General features: G+C 43.6%; 16 protein-coding genes. 11 read left to right on the forward strand and 5 right to left on the reverse strand.

Annotated features, from left to right (window positions below; translation table 11 throughout):
• Positions 1 to 7 precede the first annotated feature (7 nt).
• Positions 8 to 406: an acyl-CoA thioesterase gene (locus Q4486_RS07495; RefSeq protein ID WP_303417499.1), complete on the reverse strand. Its 399-nt coding sequence runs from the start codon at positions 404 to 406 to the stop codon at positions 8 to 10.
• 266 nt (positions 407 to 672) lie between these two features.
• On the opposite strand from Q4486_RS07495, the gene Q4486_RS07500 reads away from it, so the two are divergent.
• The 6 genes from Q4486_RS07500 to Q4486_RS07525 all read left to right on the forward strand — a co-directional run bounded on the left by Q4486_RS07500 (position 673) and on the right by Q4486_RS07525 (position 9092).
• Positions 673 to 1644, forward strand: coding sequence for a PstS family phosphate ABC transporter substrate-binding protein (locus Q4486_RS07500; protein WP_303417497.1), 972 nt, complete (start codon positions 673 to 675; stop codon positions 1642 to 1644).
• 141 nt (positions 1645 to 1785) lie between these two features.
• Positions 1786 to 4059 carry an ABC transporter permease subunit gene (locus tag Q4486_RS07505; RefSeq protein WP_303518942.1) on the forward strand — a complete coding sequence of 758 codons (2274 nt, stop codon included), beginning with the start codon at positions 1786 to 1788 and terminating at the stop codon, positions 4057 to 4059.
• A gap of 26 nt (positions 4060 to 4085) precedes the next feature.
• Positions 4086 to 5774 (forward strand): phosphate ABC transporter permease PstA, encoded by a 1689-nt coding sequence (gene pstA, locus Q4486_RS07510; RefSeq protein WP_303518944.1) that lies wholly within the window; start codon positions 4086 to 4088, stop codon positions 5772 to 5774.
• A gap of 38 nt (positions 5775 to 5812) precedes the next feature.
• Positions 5813 to 6646 (forward strand): phosphate ABC transporter ATP-binding protein PstB, encoded by an 834-nt coding sequence (gene pstB / locus Q4486_RS07515; protein ID WP_303417494.1) that lies wholly within the window; start codon positions 5813 to 5815, stop codon positions 6644 to 6646.
• A gap of 20 nt (positions 6647 to 6666) precedes the next feature.
• Positions 6667 to 7404, forward strand: a complete 738-nt coding sequence (gene phoU / locus Q4486_RS07520) for a phosphate signaling complex protein PhoU (RefSeq protein WP_303417493.1) — start codon at positions 6667 to 6669, stop codon at positions 7402 to 7404.
• A 179-nt stretch (positions 7405 to 7583) separates the two neighbouring features.
• Entirely contained in the window at positions 7584 to 9092 is a 1509-nt protein-coding gene (locus Q4486_RS07525; RefSeq protein ID WP_303518946.1) for a diguanylate cyclase, read from the forward strand.
• Between the two features lie 2 nt (positions 9093 to 9094).
• On the opposite strand, the gene Q4486_RS07530 is transcribed toward Q4486_RS07525, so the two are convergent.
• Both Q4486_RS07530 and Q4486_RS07535 read right to left on the reverse strand, forming a co-directional pair.
• Positions 9095 to 9688, reverse strand: a complete 594-nt coding sequence (locus Q4486_RS07530; RefSeq protein WP_303417490.1) for a glutathione S-transferase family protein — start codon at positions 9686 to 9688, stop codon at positions 9095 to 9097.
• Entirely contained in the window at positions 9685 to 10263 is a 579-nt protein-coding gene (locus Q4486_RS07535; RefSeq protein ID WP_303417488.1) for a pyridoxamine 5'-phosphate oxidase family protein, read from the reverse strand. Before Q4486_RS07535 ends, Q4486_RS07530 begins: the two co-directional genes overlap by 4 nt.
• Positions 10264 to 10373: 110 nt before the next feature.
• On the opposite strand from Q4486_RS07535, the gene Q4486_RS07540 reads away from it, so the two are divergent.
• Positions 10374 to 11279, forward strand: a complete 906-nt coding sequence (locus tag Q4486_RS07540; RefSeq protein WP_303417485.1) for a LysR family transcriptional regulator — start codon at positions 10374 to 10376, stop codon at positions 11277 to 11279.
• Positions 11280 to 11297: 18 nt separating this feature from the next.
• Here Q4486_RS07540 and Q4486_RS07545 read toward each other — a convergent pair whose 3' ends face one another.
• Positions 11298 to 11879, reverse strand: a complete 582-nt coding sequence (locus Q4486_RS07545; protein WP_303417483.1) for a DUF1415 domain-containing protein — start codon at positions 11877 to 11879, stop codon at positions 11298 to 11300.
• 88 nt (positions 11880 to 11967) lie between these two features.
• Between Q4486_RS07545 and Q4486_RS07550 the strand changes: the two genes are divergently transcribed.
• From Q4486_RS07550 to phoR, 4 genes are all read left to right on the forward strand, one after another.
• Complete coding sequence (locus Q4486_RS07550) at positions 11968 to 12504, forward strand: chorismate lyase (protein ID WP_303417481.1); 537 nt, start codon at positions 11968 to 11970, stop codon at positions 12502 to 12504.
• 60 nt (positions 12505 to 12564) lie between these two features.
• On the forward strand, positions 12565 to 13476 hold the full coding sequence (gene ubiA / locus Q4486_RS07555) for a 4-hydroxybenzoate octaprenyltransferase (RefSeq protein ID WP_303518949.1): 912 nt from the start codon (positions 12565 to 12567) through the stop codon (positions 13474 to 13476).
• Between the two features lie 93 nt (positions 13477 to 13569).
• Entirely contained in the window at positions 13570 to 14265 is a 696-nt protein-coding gene (gene phoB, locus Q4486_RS07560) for a phosphate regulon transcriptional regulator PhoB (RefSeq protein WP_303417477.1), read from the forward strand.
• 32 nt (positions 14266 to 14297) lie between these two features.
• On the forward strand, positions 14298 to 15674 hold the full coding sequence (phoR, locus tag Q4486_RS07565) for a phosphate regulon sensor histidine kinase PhoR (protein WP_303518951.1): 1377 nt from the start codon (positions 14298 to 14300) through the stop codon (positions 15672 to 15674).
• A gap of 32 nt (positions 15675 to 15706) precedes the next feature.
• Here the strand turns inward: phoR and cysZ are convergent, their stop codons facing one another.
• Positions 15707 to 16480, reverse strand: a complete 774-nt coding sequence (gene cysZ, locus Q4486_RS07570; protein WP_303417473.1) for a sulfate transporter CysZ — start codon at positions 16478 to 16480, stop codon at positions 15707 to 15709.
• Positions 16481 to 16490: the final 10 nt, after the last annotated feature.

Below are 16490 nucleotides of genomic sequence, written 5' to 3' on the forward strand. Positions count from 1 at the left end.
AACCAGATTAGAAGGCATCCAAACCACGAATATGACCATGACCGTCAATCGCAACCTGCACACATTCAGCCTCGGTCACTTTACGCAACTCCGTACCATCAGGGCAGCAGCCCCAAGCTTCTACTTTGATACGCATAGAAGTATGACCTGTCTCTACCAATTGAGTATAGAACGACATAATGGTTCCCACACGAACCGGGGACATAAATGCCATCTGGCCAATAGATACAGTAGAGATTCGTCCTTTAGATAAACGAGCAGAGAATATCTCTGATGCTTGTACCATCTTCGCAGACACCCAACCTCCATAAACGTCACCAAACATATTTGTGGCATCACAAGCCGCCGGTAGCTGCAAACTCAGCTCACCTTCTGGTTGTAGGCTTTCATCATCATTTATTATCATTATTAAGTCACCTCGACAGGAGCGTACTAACGCTATTTAACCAACTTCACTTGGTAGCGTATGCCATCAAGCTTACAAAGCTCGCTAGGCTATTTATCAATATTAGTCGAAGATTATACAAAAGTATTAATCATTCAAACCCCATATTGAAAAAACGTTCACTTTTTAAAAAATGTTTTGCGCTGTCACATATTTGTCATTAAAGCTGCCTATAGTTCTCCTCATATTAACTTTCACAAAAATATTAAGACTCTCTGGAGCTTTACATGAAACCTATGAAAAAGTTATTTGCTGCTGTTGCTATCTCTGCAACTTGCGTAGCTGCAAATGCATCTGACCTTCTAGATAAAAACCTACCCGTTTACACTAAGGCTTCTGGTGTTTCTGGTAACCTTTCATCTGTAGGTTCTGACACACTAGCTAACCTTATGACGTTGTGGGCTGAAGAGTTCAAACGTAACTACCCTAACGTTAACATTCAGATTCAGGCTGCGGGTTCTTCTACTGCTCCACCAGCACTAACTGAAGGCACATCTAACATTGGCCCTATGTCTCGTAAAATGAAAGACAAAGAGCTAGAAGCATTTGAAAAGAAATACGGCTATAAGCCAACACCTGTAGCCGTTGCTATCGATGCCTTAGCGGTATTCGCTCATAAAGATAACCCTGTTAAAGGCCTAACGATTGCTCAAGTAGATGCGATCTTCTCATCTACTCGTAAGTGTGGCGCTGCAAACGATATTGCTACTTGGGGCGATGCAGGCGTAACAGGTTCTTTAGCTGATAAAACGGTTCAGATCTTCGGTCGTAACTCTGTATCTGGTACTTACGGTTACTTCAAGAAGAAAGCGCTTTGTAAAGGCGATTTCAAAAACAACGTTAACGAACAGCCAGGTTCTGCTTCTGTAGTTCAGTCTGTATCTACTTCTTTGAACAGCATCGGTTACTCCGGTATCGGCTACAAGACTGCCTCTGTTCGTGCGCTTCCTTTGACTAAGAAAGAAGGCACTGCGTTTGTTGAAGCTTCACCAGAAAACGCACTTAACGGCACATACCCTCTTGCTCGTTCACTTTACGTATACGTGAACAAAAAGCCAGGTCAGCCTCTAGCACCACTAGAGAAAGAGTTCCTGAAAATGGTTATGTCTAAAGTAGGTCAAGAAGTTGTAGTTAAAGATGGCTACATTCCTCTACCTTCTGCTGTAGTTAAAAAACAGATGGCTGCTCTAGGCATGTAATACGCCTCGAACATGTTTGACATCAATAAGGGGGCCTTTAGGCCCCCTTATTTCGCTTAAAGCACCCTCTGTAACATTGGTGTAACAAACTTTTAATATTGTACGCGCCGTAAATTCAGTTAACCTCAGGACCAACGCGCCATGAGTAAAGACAATATAGCTTCAGCCGAGTTGGATTTTAATACCCCATCCGCTAAGCGAAACAGAAGCATACGCGCACTGAAAGATAAGTTTGCAGCGGCAGGCATAGCCTTCGGTGGAATCAGTGTAATCGTAGCCATTCTGTTGATCTTCTTCTATCTACTCTATGAAGTAGCGCCTCTATTTGAATCAGCAGATATAGAAAGGTGGCAGGAGAATAATCAACAGGTTGCTCCCTATTCAGTCCCAGGCGAAGGTAAGACGCTTTACCTTACGATGGAAGAGCAAGCGGAAATAGGTTTACGGATCACAGATCTAGGCCAACTTGTTTTCTTCAATACGCTTAACGGTGATGTAATCAAGCAGGAGACTATTAATGTTCCTGCCGGTGCAACCGTTACTAGCTTTGCTATTGCGTCAGAATACAGTGGTATTTTTGCCTTAGGTTTCAGCAACGGTGAAGCGCTAGTATTTAAGCAGTCCTACAAATCCACCTACCCTAATGATATTCGTGTCATTACGCCTGAGGTCGTTTACCCTCTTGGCGCTGAGCCAATCACTATAAGTGAAGGTCCGGTGGACGTTCTCGCCTTAAATGGTGGTGAAGACGAATGGACAATCGTTGGTGGTCAGAAATCTAAGCTGACAGCTACAGAAGTGACACTTTCACTCAATATCATCACCGATGAAGTGTCTGCAGAAACCAACTCCTTTGCGCTACCTAACATGAACATCTCAGCGAAAAAGCTTTTATTAATGCCTGATCGCAGCTGGATGATGATCGCAAGTGATGGGGGCAAGCTGGGTATTGTTAATATGAAGGCTGAAGGCGGCCCCGCTATTACTCAGCTTATTGACGCGACTACCGGCAATATTACTTCATTCGAAATGCTACTAGGGGGTAACTCACTGCTTATCTCTGATGATCTAGGTGTAACCAGCCAGTGGTTTTTAGTACGTAATGATAAAAACCAATGGGTGATGACTAAGGTTCGTAGTTTCGAAAATGGTAATACTGCGGTGAGCTCAATCTCGATTGAACACCGCCGTAAAGGTTTTGTCACTATCTCTGAACAGGGACAACTGTCGTTCTACAGCACAACGGCACATCGTACCTCATTAAGTGCAGCAATCACTGAAGGCAATGCCGATATGATTGCACTAGCGCCGCGTTCTAACGCACTGCTAGTAGAACAGAATAATCAGCTAACCTTATGGGCGATTCATAACGAGCATCCTGAAATTTCATGGAGCGCTATTTGGGAAAAAGTTTGGTACGAAGGCTATGAAGAGCCTGAGTACACTTGGCAGTCCTCTGCTTCTACAAATGACTTTGAACCTAAATACAGCTTGATGCCTCTAGCTTTTGGTACTCTTAAAGCGGCATTCTATGCCATGCTATTTGGCACACCGCTCGCGATTTGCGGGGCTATTTATACCGCTTATTTCATGGTTCCAGCGATGCGCCGCAAGGTAAAACCTTTCATTGAGTTAATGGAGGCTTTACCAACTGTTATCTTAGGTTTCTTAGCAGGCTTATGGTTAGCGCCTTTTATGGAGGTCAACCTCGCCGGAATATTTGTCACACTCCTTGTTCTGCCCGCGGCGATTATCGCCTTCGCTTATGCTTGGTCTGGGGCACCAAAATCAATTAGGTACCTTATACCTGATGGCTGGGATGCCGCTCTATTAGTACCCGTTATTATCTTAGCAACCTACTTTAGCTTTGCTATAGCGCCATATTTAGAGCAGATGCTATTCGGTACGGAGATGCGTTACTGGGTAACCAGTGAGTTAGGTATTCCTTACGACCAACGTAACGCGCTTGTTGTGGGTGTGGCCATGGGCTTTGCAATTATCCCAACCATCTTCTCAATTACAGAGGATGCGATATTTGCTGTGCCAAAACACTTGTCCTATGGCTCATTAGCTCTAGGTGCAACCCCATGGCAAACATTAGTGCGTGTTGTTATGCCGACCGCAAGCCCAGGTATTTTTTCTGCGGTAATGATCGGTATGGGTCGTGCAGTCGGTGAAACAATGATCGTATTAATGGCGACAGGTAATACGCCGATCATGGATGTGAATATCTTTGAAGGCATGCGTACCTTGGCAGCCAATATAGCTGTTGAGATGCCAGAGTCTGAAGTAGGTAGCACCCACTTCCGTATCTTGTTCTTAGCCGCGTTCGTATTGTTCATATTCACCTTTATGGTGAATACGCTAGCGGAGCTGGTTCGTCAGCGCTTGCGTAAGAAATACGGCTCACTTTAACCCGTGCGTAATAGAGGATAATTCTAATGCGACAGTCTTTTTCAGAATGGACAAAATCCGGCGCACCTTGGGTATGGCTTAATGCCGGTGCCGTTGCGATCTGTCTAATCATGGTAATTGGGTTACTTTCCCTAATTGCCGTTCGTGGTTTGGGACATTTCTGGCCTGCCGATGTAGTTCAAGGTACCTATGTCGAAAATGATCACAGTGTTCGTCTAATTGGTGAACGCGTACAAACAGAAATCGTTCCAGCAGAACAACTGCGAGGAAGCGGTGTAACCGTTGCTGAAAATGTTGAAGAGATGCATCGTTCCCTTATGAAAGTAGGTAACCGTGATCACGGTGGTACCGATTTCATTTGGATTATCGATGATTTTCTTGGAAACAAAGAAAAACCGGAAATGTTATTTACGGCAGAACGTCGTGAATGGGGTAATTTTTACGGTTACCTTCGCGGCATTAAGGAAGAAGGGAAATTAGTTGCTAGCCATGACGGTTACGAAAGCAGCCCTGAATACCAGATTTTATGGGATGCCTTACAAAACCGTATTGAGCGGGTGACGTCAATTCAAGAGAAGATTGATCATATTGAGAAGGGCGAAATTAGCTCAATCAACTATGAGCTTGAACGTCTTCGTTTGAAAGAACGCTCATTGCAGCTAAAAGAGGTCGTAGAGACTGCACCCTATCAAGCAATTACGGATCGCCGTCTAGAGTTAGATGCTAAATACGAGAGTCTTCAGAGTGAACTACTCGCACTATATAAAGCGATTAATCGTGACAGCATTACCGCTGAGATCGCTAATGGACAAGTTGTTGAATTAAAAATAGCAGCAATTGTCCGTGCTTTCCTGCCGAATGATATGGGCCTTGGTGGCAAACTTGTGCACTACTTCCAAAAACTTTGGGAGTTCGTCTCAACAGATCCACGTGAAGCTAACACTGAAGGGGGTATCTTCCCTGCAATCTTCGGTACAGTAATGATGGTTCTCATCATGTCTGTTATCGTTACACCCTTTGGTGTGGTTGCGGCTGTATACTTACGTGAATATGCAAGACAAGGGTTTGTTACACGCCTTATCCGCATCGCGGTAAACAACTTAGCGGGTGTACCGTCAATAGTTTACGGTGTATTTGGTCTTGGTTTCTTTGTTTACTTTTTAGGTGGCCATATAGATGACGCCTTCTTCCCTGAAGCAAAGCCGGCTCCGACATTCGGAACACCGGGCCTTATGTGGGCTTCTATTACATTGGCACTGTTAACAGTTCCAGTGGTTATCGTTGCGACTGAAGAGGGCTTAACACGTATCCCTCGCGCAGTTCGTGAAGGCTCTTTAGCTCTAGGTGCAACGAAATTCGAAACATTAATGAAAATCGTTATTCCAATGGCAAGCCCCGCCATAATGACCGGTGTCATACTGGCTATTGCGCGAGCGGCCGGTGAGGTAGCGCCATTAATGTTGGTTGGTGTGGTCAAACTTGCACCAAGCCTACCATTGGATTTGAACTACCCATATCTACATTTAGATCAAAAATTTATGCACTTGGGCTTCCATATCTACGATGTAGGTTTCCAAAGCCCTAACGTTGAAGCGGCTCGTCCGCTGGTATACGCAACGGCGCTTCTGCTAGTGATCGTAATCGCATTGCTGAATTTGACAGCAATTCAGATTCGAAATCACCTGCGTGAAAAATTCAAAGCGCTTGAAATGTAACTAGAAGTCGGACTTAATTTTTTTAAAAGGTTGCTAAAATGACTAGCGAAGCTAAAACACACGCAATTGATATCTCTTCTTTACAGCGTGATAACCAAGTATTAAACCTCGAGGAAGAAACCCTTGCACTTGAGGTGAAAGATCTAAAATTATGTTACGGCGATAATGAAGCCTTACATGGTATTGATATGCAAATCCCAAAGAACCGCGTAACCGCATTTATTGGGCCATCAGGGTGTGGTAAATCAACTTTGCTACGCTGTTTCAATCGCATGAATGATTTGGTTGATGACTGTCGTATCACGGGCCAAATTCTTCTAGATGAAAACAACATCTATGATCGTAGCGTAGAAATTGCTGAACTACGTCGCCGAGTTGGTATGGTTTTCCAGAAACCTAATCCATTCCCTAAATCGATTTACGAAAATGTAGCTTACGGCCTTCGTATTCAAGGTGTCACCAAAAAACGCATTATTGATGAAACCGTTGAATGGGCACTTAAATCAGCGGCACTTTGGGATGAAGTAAAAGATCGTCTACATGAAAGTGCATTGGGTATGTCCGGTGGTCAGCAACAGCGTCTCGTTATTGCACGTACCATTGCGGTAAAACCTGAAGTATTGCTATTAGATGAGCCCGCTTCAGCGTTAGACCCAATATCTACACTGAAAATTGAAGAGTTGATCCACGAACTGAAGAAAGATTTCACCATCGTGATCGTAACTCACAACATGCAGCAGGCAGCCCGTGTATCTGATTACACGGCTTTCATGTATATGGGTGATCTGATTGAATTTGGTGTAACCGATACGCTTTTCACTAACCCTGAAAAGAAACAAACTGAAGACTACATCACTGGCCGCTACGGTTAATTGGGGAAAGGATAAATAACATGGAACTTAAAACAGAAGATTATTCCACGCATATCTCCCAGCAATTCAATGAAGAGCTGGAACAGATTCGTACCCAGCTTCTTACCATGGGCGGCGTGGTCGAGCGTCAAGTTCACGATTGTATCGATGCGCTACTAAATGGCGATGCTGAATTAGCTGAACAATCTCGTCGAGTTGATAAGCAAACTAACGAGATGGAAGTCCTTATTGATGAGCAGTGCACAACAATTATTGCTCGTCGCCAACCGGCTGCTAGTGATTTGCGTTTAATTATCGCTGTCTCAAAAGCCGTATCCGACTTGGAAGGAATGGGCGATGAAGCTAGCCGTATCTGCCGCCATGCCATTGAGTTGGTTGAAGAAGGCAGCTCTCCTCGCGGCTACCAAGAGGTTCGCCATATTGGTAATTTAGTCCGTGAGATGGTTAAAGATGTATTAACCGCATTTGCTCGCAACGATACTGAGCTAGCGTACCGTGTGGCGAAAATGGATAAATCTGTCGATCAGGAATATCGCTCAGCGATGCGCTCTCTTGCAACATTTATGATGGAAGATCCGCGCTCAATCTCTAGCGTTATGAATGTAATTTGGGTACTGCGTAGCTTAGAACGTATCTCAGAACATGCCCGAGCGATGGCAACTCACCTTATCTACTTAGTTAGTGGTACCGATGTTCGTCACGGTAGCCTTAAGCAGATAAAACGTGCCGTTAATCCAGATACTGATGAGCAAGAATAAGTAAGTCTATTTCATCACTAGACGATACGATAAAACAGCCTTCGGGCTGTTTTTTTTGGTTAATCTCAAAGTTCTACAGCGATTGGTCGATATAATGATCACAACGTAATATATCAGCTTAAACATCAAAGTTTATAAAGACGTGTAGATGCTTAGCTGTTCTCGGATTTAGGACCTTTATGCTGCAATACACTGTCTACGCTGATCTAAACTGTCCTTTCTGTTATGCCTTGCATGAACAGTTACATGAATTCGGCCTATTACCCCAGGTAGATTGGCGTTTAGTTGAGCATGCACCCGATATTGCTATCTACAATAAAACCGCTGAAAACCAAGCAGAATTAGCGAGCGACGTATTTGTAGTTCGCAGTCGCGTTCCTCATATAGACGTTGCTCTACCGCAAAGAAGAAGTGATAGTCATTTTGCTAACCTCTGTGTCATCCAAGCAGCAGAACATGACCTAGAAAAATCTATTAAATTACGCCATTTACTCTATCGCGCGCTCTGGATTGACGGTTTAGATATAGCTGATGTACCTGTTATCTATGACTGTCTCATCGCAGCAGGGTTGCCTGCAGAAGTCACAATAGAAGAAGCACAAGAAAACCTTTTAGCCCAATGGCAAAAAAGTTGGGAAGATGGCAACTTTAACTTAAGAATTCCAGTGATCTGTAGTTCAGATGGCCGAACCTCCCTTGGTTTGCCTAGCCCAGATGATTTGAAAGCGTTCTTTAAAGGCGAAGAGATCAGTACACTAGAGATTCGTGGCGAAGTTAAAACGAAACCTCTACAGCAAACCATCGCAATATACTGTGACCATAATATAGAAAATATTTGGCCCTTGATCGCCTCTTTACGTAACGACTACAACATTCTTTTACCCTCAAACCTTTCAGAATTAAAACAGCTACTACATAAAGACCACCCAGCATTATTGATGTTAAGTACAGAAAATCAATGGGATAGCATGTTTTCACTATGCAGGGATGTCACAAGTAACCAAGACGAATTATCTATCCCTGTCGCATTTATCAATCAAGAGAACGATGATCAGCGTGAGCTAGAAGCTTACAATGCTGGCGCTTCTGATTTCATGTATCTGACCCGCCCAGCCGCTGTTTTACAATCCCGCATACAGATTCTAATGCAGATGAAGCAGTCCCAAGATAAGCTGGCCCGTTCTGCGCGCATAGATGGTCTTACTCAAGTGAATAATCGTCGCGAATTTGACCGTAGCATTGACGCCGAATGGCGCAGGGCACAACGTTCTAAACGTAACTTAGTACTACTTATGCTCGATGTAGACCATTTCAAATCCTTTAATGATCAATATGGGCACTTAGCCGGCGACGGCTGCTTAAGAACCATTGCGCAGGCCATTAAAAAAACGGTTAAACGGGCTGAAGATTCTGTTTATAGATATGGTGGTGAAGAGTTTGCCGTCATACTCCCAGAAAGTACTCTGGAAGGGGCGAAGATCCTTGCTGAAAAGGTTCGTGCAAATATTGAAGCCTTACAGATCAAACATCTAAACGCTGGCGACAAAAAGATTGTGACAGTTAGTATTGGTATTGCGAGCTGTAAACCATCTGAAGATATCTGCCCGAACGACTTAATCGAACAGGCAGATAGAGCACTCTATAAAGCTAAAGAACTGGGCCGTAATAGAGTTATCCTCAACACCTAATACTAGAGTTCCGGCATAGAAATAAAGCCAGGTAAGGCTTTTATGCGGTTGATCCATGCCCGAATATGTGGATAACTTTCTAAAGAAACACCCCCTTCATGGGATAAGCCTACATAAGGCATCACAGCACAGTCAGCAATTGTTGGGCGATCTAAAGCTAACCATTCATGCTCAGTCAGCTGAGCTTCAAGAATAGGTAAAATTTTAGCCGCAACGGCTAATGCACTTTCTTTATGCAGATCGAATCCAAACTTATCCACAAGCCGTGCAGCACCTGGGCCATTCTGTACCTCATTCGCCGCCGTCGACAGCCACTGTATAACTTCAGCTTGCTCAGCAGGCGTTTTAGGGTACCAACTTTCATCAGCATATTTCCCAGCAAGATAAACCAAAATAGCTTGGGAATCTCTTATCACAACCTCCCCATCAGTTAAAACAGGAAGCTCCCCTAATGGGTTTAAGTCAATCACTGGTGATTGTTTATGTTCACCGGCCATAAAATCGACGGGAACTAACTCTAGTTTAATACCCGCTAATGCAGCAAATAAACGGGCTTTGTAACAGTTACCCGATAACTCAAGATCATAAAGCTTCATGTTAAATCTCCTTGTTTTATTACCCCGAGCTCTAGCAGCTGTTCCTCACTAAAACGAGGTGTCAAATATTGTGAACAGTTCCAATCAAAGGCTTCCAACTCAATCTCGATGATCGATTCGACACGCTCCTTTTCACTGCAATAGTCCATAACCGGCTTTAACCGCTCGGATAGGTCATCGAGAAAATAAATACGCATTCGGCCTAAAATTTTTAACCGGCGCTTATTAGCGTAGTCTACTAAGAACAACGCCACCTTATTGTTATGCGTGCTATTGCCAAGCGTTTGATATTGAGAATTACCTCGATAATTAGCAAAGGCTAAGCATCGATCGTTAATGATCTGTAAAAAACCGAGAGGGCCGCCTCGATGTTGAATATATGGCCAATCATTTTCAGAAACCGTTGCCATATAAAAACTATCTCGCTGCGATATAAAGGCACACTCCCGTTCTCTTAAACGATCAAAGTCCGGCATACGCCCACGCATCTGCTGCATCTTTTCAAAACTGCCAAAATGCTGCTGTATTGATTCTACGGCGGGGGTGAATGTTAACTCACTAAAACGGTGGGCCATCGATCTCTCGTTTACTCTATTAGGTTATCATCATTATTGTTTATTCATTTATAGCAATAAAGATAAATAGATGACTTTAACTAATGCAATTTACGCATTAATATAAAAACATGAATAAACTTAAAGCGATGGCTATTTTTGTAAAAATTGTTGAAAGCGGTAGTTTAAATGGCGCAGCGGATAAACTATCGATGTCACAATCATCCGTAGTGAGAGCCCTTGCCGCTTTAGAAAATACCTTAGGCGTTCAACTACTTTATAGAACCACTAGACGCCTGACCCTCACTGAAGAGGGACGTGACTACTGTCAGCGCTGCCGACAAATACTCCTTGAGGTGGAAGACGCAGAAAATGCACTGACTCAACGGCAAATAAAACCGAGTGGAAAAATACGTATTACCGCCCCCATGACCTTCGGGCGTCTACACCTAGCACCTATTATTAATGACTTTTTAACCACCTTTCCTGAAACCGAAGTTGAGCTTCTACTCCTCGATCGTGTTGTAGATCTTATTGAAGAAGGTATGGATATAGCCCTGCGCATAGGCCAACTCCCCGATTCAACTTTAATTGCTAAACAGATAGGTCATATCCGTTATAAGGTCTGCGCTAGCCCTGCATACATTCAAAAAGCAGGTATACCTAGCGCCCCCACTGAACTATCCGATTACCAATGTATACGGCTTACAGGACTAAAATCGCACTCTGAGTGGGCATTTAAAGAAACCGGAAAAGTACACAAAATAAGCGTATCGGGCCCTTTTAAAACGAATCATATTGAAACAGCGCTAGATGCTTGCGCCCAAGGGTTAGGCTATTGCCAGTTTTTAAGTTATCAAGTCGACCAGAGAATTGCTTCAGGAGAGCTAACACCGGTACTTGAGAGCTTTGAACCCGATCCTGTACCAGTGAATTTGGTTTACCCTCACTCACGCTTACTTTCATCAAGGAGTCGGTACTTTATTGAATGGGCAGCCCCTAGATTAAAAACACGCTTATCTTTAATCCAAAGCTAAAGGTTTATCCCGCGATAGTCACTTCTCAAAGTATTGTTCCAGAGGTGGAAAACGTTCAATAAGACCTTCACGTCCCAAGGTTTCCATTAGCGCTATATTCCGCTCAGGGATCTCCTCTGGCGTTTTATAGTGCATTAAGACACGACTCATCTGCCCTTCACGGATAATATGAATAGTGGGGAACGGCGCACGATTGGTCCAGTTACTAATATGATCGGCATCAACGCCAGCAAAACAATATTGAGGGTGAAAACTGGCCAACTGAAAAACACCATCAAGACCGGCATCTTCTAAAGCATCTTGGCACATATCCAATAGATCAAGAAAACTATAAAAATCGATGGCCGTCTCAGTAAAACTGATTAAGCTGGTGGATAGCTCCGATTCTTTACAGTTCTGAATATGCTGTAATTCGTTTAGAAAATCTTGGATTGCAACATCCAACTCAGTCGCATGTGACACACAATAACGGATTGCTCGTTTACGCACCTCAGGGGCCGCAAAAGGACATAAATTAAGGCCCACAACTATAGATTCAACCCACTGCTGAGTTAAAGTCGCGGCCTCTTCTGCAGGAAAAGAAAATTTTTGTATATTCATAAAAAGGGATACTACCTCAGCCTATCGGCTGGAGATACTCATACATGTTAAGATATTGGTTTTGATGAAATCTCAGGACAACTGATCTGTGCCCATAAAAGCTGCCCTTACTCGACAAAGTTTTGATACTCGTTGGAAAACGCTCCGTCGCCCCTATCAACAGGTTGCACCTCAACAATTGCGCACTTGGTTTACTGACCACGGCTCCTTGACACAACGTTTGATAAAACTAAGTAAAGGCGACTTTCGAGTTGAAGTAGTACAGCAAGGTTGGCTTAGACCCACGCGCTCAGAAGCCAAAGCGCTAAAAATGGATTATCGCCAGGTTGCACTCATTCGAGAGGTTCAACTCATCGGCAATGGCCAACCTTGGGTTTTCGCTCGATCAATTATTCCAGCACAAACGCTCAGCGGAGCAGAACGTCAACTCCGAGTATTAGGCAACCGGTCATTAGGTAGTTTGCTATTCACCGATCCAACTATGCGGCGTGGACGCTTACAAATATGTCGCTTATCCCTTAATAATACTGAAAAAGTATGGGCGCGCCGATCTGTATTTTTTCTATCGAAAAAGCCTCTTTTGGTTTCAGAGGTTTTCCTGCCGCAACTTCTACAGGTAAACTAAACCTAATTAGTATTTTAGTAAACGCACGTCTAATTAACGGATTAAATCGCAGACAACTTTATGGCCTCTGGAACACAAAAAAACGCCCCTTTCAGCGCAGCTAAACTGCGAGCATTTGTGCAATTAATGCGTATAAATAAACCAATAGGCAGCTATCTCCTTCTGTGGCCAGCTTACTGGGCCCTATGGATGGCAGCAGAAGGTATGCCAGCATACGACATCCTCATTATCTTCACACTTGGGGTTTTTCTTACCCGCTCAGCAGGCTGCGTAATTAATGATTATGCAGATCGCAAGATAGATGGCCATGTTAAACGTACCGCCATGCGACCTATCCCTTCCGGCCTAGTTAGCTCAAAGGAAGCCTTAATTCTCTTTACCATCCTAATGTTGGCCGCATTTGTACTCGTACTCTTTACCAATATAGAAACCATTATTTTATCTTTAGGTGGTTTAGCATTAGCCGTCTGCTACCCTTTTATGAAGCGCTACACTCACCTACCCCAAGTGGTTTTGGGCGCTGCGTTTTCTTGGGCTATTCCTATGGCTTTTACCGCCGTGACTGAAAGTGTACCTGTTTATGCGTGGTTAATTTATATAGCCAATGTTTTATGGACTATCGCCTATGACACTATGTATGCCATGGTCGATAAAGATGATGATCTACGTATAGGTGTTAAATCAACCGCCATACTATTTGGCGATGCAGATAAAGTAATTATAGGGATTCTCCAGCTAACAACACTGATCACTCTTGCCTTAGTTGGTCAACAAATTCACTTAGATTGGCCCTACTATCTCGGTTTAATCTGCGCCGCAGGCTTCTTTATTTATCAACAGTTCCTTATCCGTAATCGCGAACGTGATCTATGCTTCAAAGCGTTTTTAAATAATCATTATGCAGGTTTAGTGATTTTTATTGGCGTAGCAAGCCATTATTTCTTAGCACAATCGGATCTTTTTAAGCTATAACTTAGTAATTCAATGCAGTTTGTAATATTTGTGTAACAGTATTGTCTTCTAATAGCCCCGTCGATAAATTGAAATATAAAGGGCAATAACACCATGTCTGACTCTAAAAGCGTACTTATCGTAGATGATGAGGCGCCCATTCGCGAAATGATCGCAGTTGCACTAGAAATGGCTGGATACAACTGTTTAGAAGCGGAGAACGCTAATGAGGCGCACAGCCTGATCGTAGACGATAAACCAGATATGGTCTTATTGGATTGGATGATGCCCGGCACTAGCGGTATTGAGTTCGCCCGCCGTTTACGCAAAGATGAAACGACTGCCGATATCCCTATTATTATGCTAACCGCTAAAGGTGATGAGGATTACAAGATCAAAGGGCTGGAAGCGGGTGTAGATGATTACATCACTAAGCCATTCTCTCCTCGCGAACTCGTAGCGCGTTTAAAAGCGGTACTTCGTCGTACAACACCTAAAGGGATTGAAGAACCGGTAAGCGTCGATGGCCTTACACTTGATCCTATCTCCCATCGCGTAACCTCAGAACAAGATCCTATTGATCTAGGACCTACAGAGTTTCGTCTATTACAATTTTTTATGACACACCAAGATCGCGCATACTCCCGTAGCCAGCTGTTAGATATGGTTTGGGGAGGCAATGTATATGTCGAAGAGCGTACGGTGGATGTGCATATCCGTCGTCTACGTAAAGCCCTTGGCGCTCGACATGATTATCTGGTACAAACAGTGCGCGGCACAGGCTATAGGTTTTCTGCTAACGTTGCCTAACATTTTTTTCATCGTTTTTATTAGGGTTTAATATGCAAAAAAATCGCCACTCAATGTTGACCAGTCTAATGGTAGTGAGTGGTGCTTCTTTTATAGTCGGGCTGATCATTGGCTATCCAAGTTGGACGATCTGTTTGGGCCTTATCGGCTGGGCCCTACTGCAAATCCGCCAATTTAATAAATTGATGGATTGGTTCCACAAAAACGATGATCAGATTGAACCCCCTGAAACTACAGGCCATTGGGGAGAGTTATTTGATGAGTTATCCCGCCTACAACGTAGCCAACGTTCAAGAGAAACACTGCTGCGGAATATCATTGCACGCTTTCAAGATTCTACTTCAGCGCTGCAAGATGCCATTATAATTATCGATCAAAACAACAACCTTGAGTGGTGGAACAAATCCGCTAACCGGCTACTTGGTTTGAATGACCAAGCCGACCAAGGCAAGCCTGTTATGAATCTACTTCGCGATCCCCGCTTTGTACGTTACTACAAACGCGGACAATACAGCGATCCAATTACGCTACCTTCACCGGCACATTCTGATCTAAAAATTCAATATCAGATCACCCGCTTTGGTGAGGCTGACCGCTTACTCGTCGCCCGTGATGTCTCTCGTATTATGCGCTTGGAACAGACCCGACAGGACTTTGTCGCCAACGCCTCCCATGAGCTTAGAACCCCTTTAACGGTTATTCGCGGTTATTTAGAAACCTTCTTAGACCAAGAGTTACCAAGGCCACTCATTCGTGGCTTAAGCTCAATGCAACAACAAGCTCGTCGTATGGAAAACTTAGTTTCTGACCTGCTTCTACTATCCAGACTTGAGGCTAGCCACCAGATCTCTGATGAGCAACCGATCCAAATTCATAGTGTGATTCAACATATTATGGAGGGAGCAGAACAGCTTGCTCTTGAAAAAGGTCATAAATTCAACTTAGATATTGATCCATTACATGACCTTTCAGGCCAAGAGATAGAACTACATAGTGCGTTCTCTAATTTAATTTATAATGCCGTACGCTATACGCCTGCAGGCGGTACCATTAAGATCAGCTGGTGGGTCGATAAACAAGGGGGGCATTTCGCAGTAAAAGACAATGGCCCCGGTATAGAATCTATCCATTTACCACGTCTCACCGAGCGCTTCTATCGAGTCGATGAAAGCCGTTCATCAGCGAGTGGGGGTACAGGGTTAGGGCTAGCTATCGTAAAACATGTTTTAGCACGTCACCACGGCCAGCTCACCATTAAGAGTAAAGTAGGTAAAGGCAGCACATTTACCTGTCACTTCCCAACAGAAATTATCACTGCCCGTTTAGAACCTGAAGATAACGCTTATGAAGAGCAAAAACTGATTGGTTTTAAGCAGGACCCAGCTGAAGATAACCAAACTACAAACTAAGCGTTAACACTTAGATGTAGTTTGGTAATGCCTTAGCGCTCTAATTTTTTCTGATTAAGATCAATCTCAACAGACGCATGAGCTTCTACCCAGTAGATAGTTGCCCCAACAACGGCGGCAGGCATCAAAATCAAGTTTACTATCGGGATCATCATCCCAAGCTGAATTAACCCCCCAAAACCAATCGATGTAAGTCGATCCGATTTCAGCATCAACTTCATATTTTTAAAGCTGACCTTATTGTTATCCATTGGATAATCACAGTATTGAATCGCCATCATCCAAGCGCCAAACAGCAACCACAAAAATGGCGCAATAATATTAATCACAGGGATAAACGACAGCACTAACAAAAATAATACCCGAGGCAGGTAATAAGCCAGTTTAGATAACTCGCGCGCAATAGATCGCGGAATAAGTGCAACCACCGCTTTCCATCCCTCATCAGTAATCACATCGCCTCTTAGACGCTTCTCAACCTTCTCAGACAGGAAACCATTAAAAGGAGCCGCAATGATGTTCGCAACTATAGTAAAGCTGTAGTAAACCATAACAAAGACTAATACAGCCATTACCGGCCAGAGAAGGTAGTGTAGAAACGATAGCCACTCCCAGTCGGGTAGAAAAGCTGAAATCATTTTATCAACCCAGCCACCAAACTGGCTAAATAATAGCCAAATCGCACCAATAAAAAGCACTATATTCGTTAAAAGGGGAACTAGCACAAAGGGCCGAATTTGTGGATCAGGTAGCATCTGCAATCCTCGCAGTAGATACCCAGCACCTCGAATAGGATTTCCTTTCATAATCGCCTTT

It is taken from the genome of Neptuniibacter sp. 2_MG-2023 (assembly GCF_030547495.1).
Classification (GTDB): Bacteria; Pseudomonadota; Gammaproteobacteria; order Pseudomonadales; family Balneatricaceae; genus Neptuniibacter.

Bases quoted from the DNA above. Each gene is read 5' to 3' on its own strand.
- pstA (WP_303518944.1), top strand. From the start codon at position 4,086: ATGCGACAGTCTTTTTCAGAATGGACAAAATCCGGCGCACCTTGGGTA.
- Q4486_RS07525 (WP_303518946.1), top strand. From the start codon at position 7,584: ATGCTGCAATACACTGTCTACGCTGATCTAAACTGTCCTTTCTGTTAT.
- phoU (WP_303417493.1), top strand. From the start codon at position 6,667: ATGGAACTTAAAACAGAAGATTATTCCACGCATATCTCCCAGCAATTC.
- Q4486_RS07535 (WP_303417488.1), bottom strand. From the start codon at position 10,263: ATGGCCCACCGTTTTAGTGAGTTAACATTCACCCCCGCCGTAGAATCA.
- Q4486_RS07500 (WP_303417497.1), top strand. From the start codon at position 673: ATGAAACCTATGAAAAAGTTATTTGCTGCTGTTGCTATCTCTGCAACT.
- cysZ (WP_303417473.1), bottom strand. From the start codon at position 16,480: ATGAAAGGAAATCCTATTCGAGGTGCTGGGTATCTACTGCGAGGATTG.
- Q4486_RS07530 (WP_303417490.1), bottom strand. From the start codon at position 9,688: ATGAAGCTTTATGATCTTGAGTTATCGGGTAACTGTTACAAAGCCCGT.
- Q4486_RS07540 (WP_303417485.1), top strand. From the start codon at position 10,374: ATGAATAAACTTAAAGCGATGGCTATTTTTGTAAAAATTGTTGAAAGC.
- pstB (WP_303417494.1), top strand. From the start codon at position 5,813: ATGACTAGCGAAGCTAAAACACACGCAATTGATATCTCTTCTTTACAG.
- Q4486_RS07545 (WP_303417483.1), bottom strand. From the start codon at position 11,879: ATGAATATACAAAAATTTTCTTTTCCTGCAGAAGAGGCCGCGACTTTA.
- ubiA (WP_303518949.1), top strand. From the start codon at position 12,565: ATGGCCTCTGGAACACAAAAAAACGCCCCTTTCAGCGCAGCTAAACTG.
- Q4486_RS07495 (WP_303417499.1), bottom strand. From the start codon at position 406: ATGATAATAAATGATGATGAAAGCCTACAACCAGAAGGTGAGCTGAGT.
- phoR (WP_303518951.1), top strand. From the start codon at position 14,298: ATGCAAAAAAATCGCCACTCAATGTTGACCAGTCTAATGGTAGTGAGT.
- phoB (WP_303417477.1), top strand. From the start codon at position 13,570: ATGTCTGACTCTAAAAGCGTACTTATCGTAGATGATGAGGCGCCCATT.
- Q4486_RS07505 (WP_303518942.1), top strand. From the start codon at position 1,786: ATGAGTAAAGACAATATAGCTTCAGCCGAGTTGGATTTTAATACCCCA.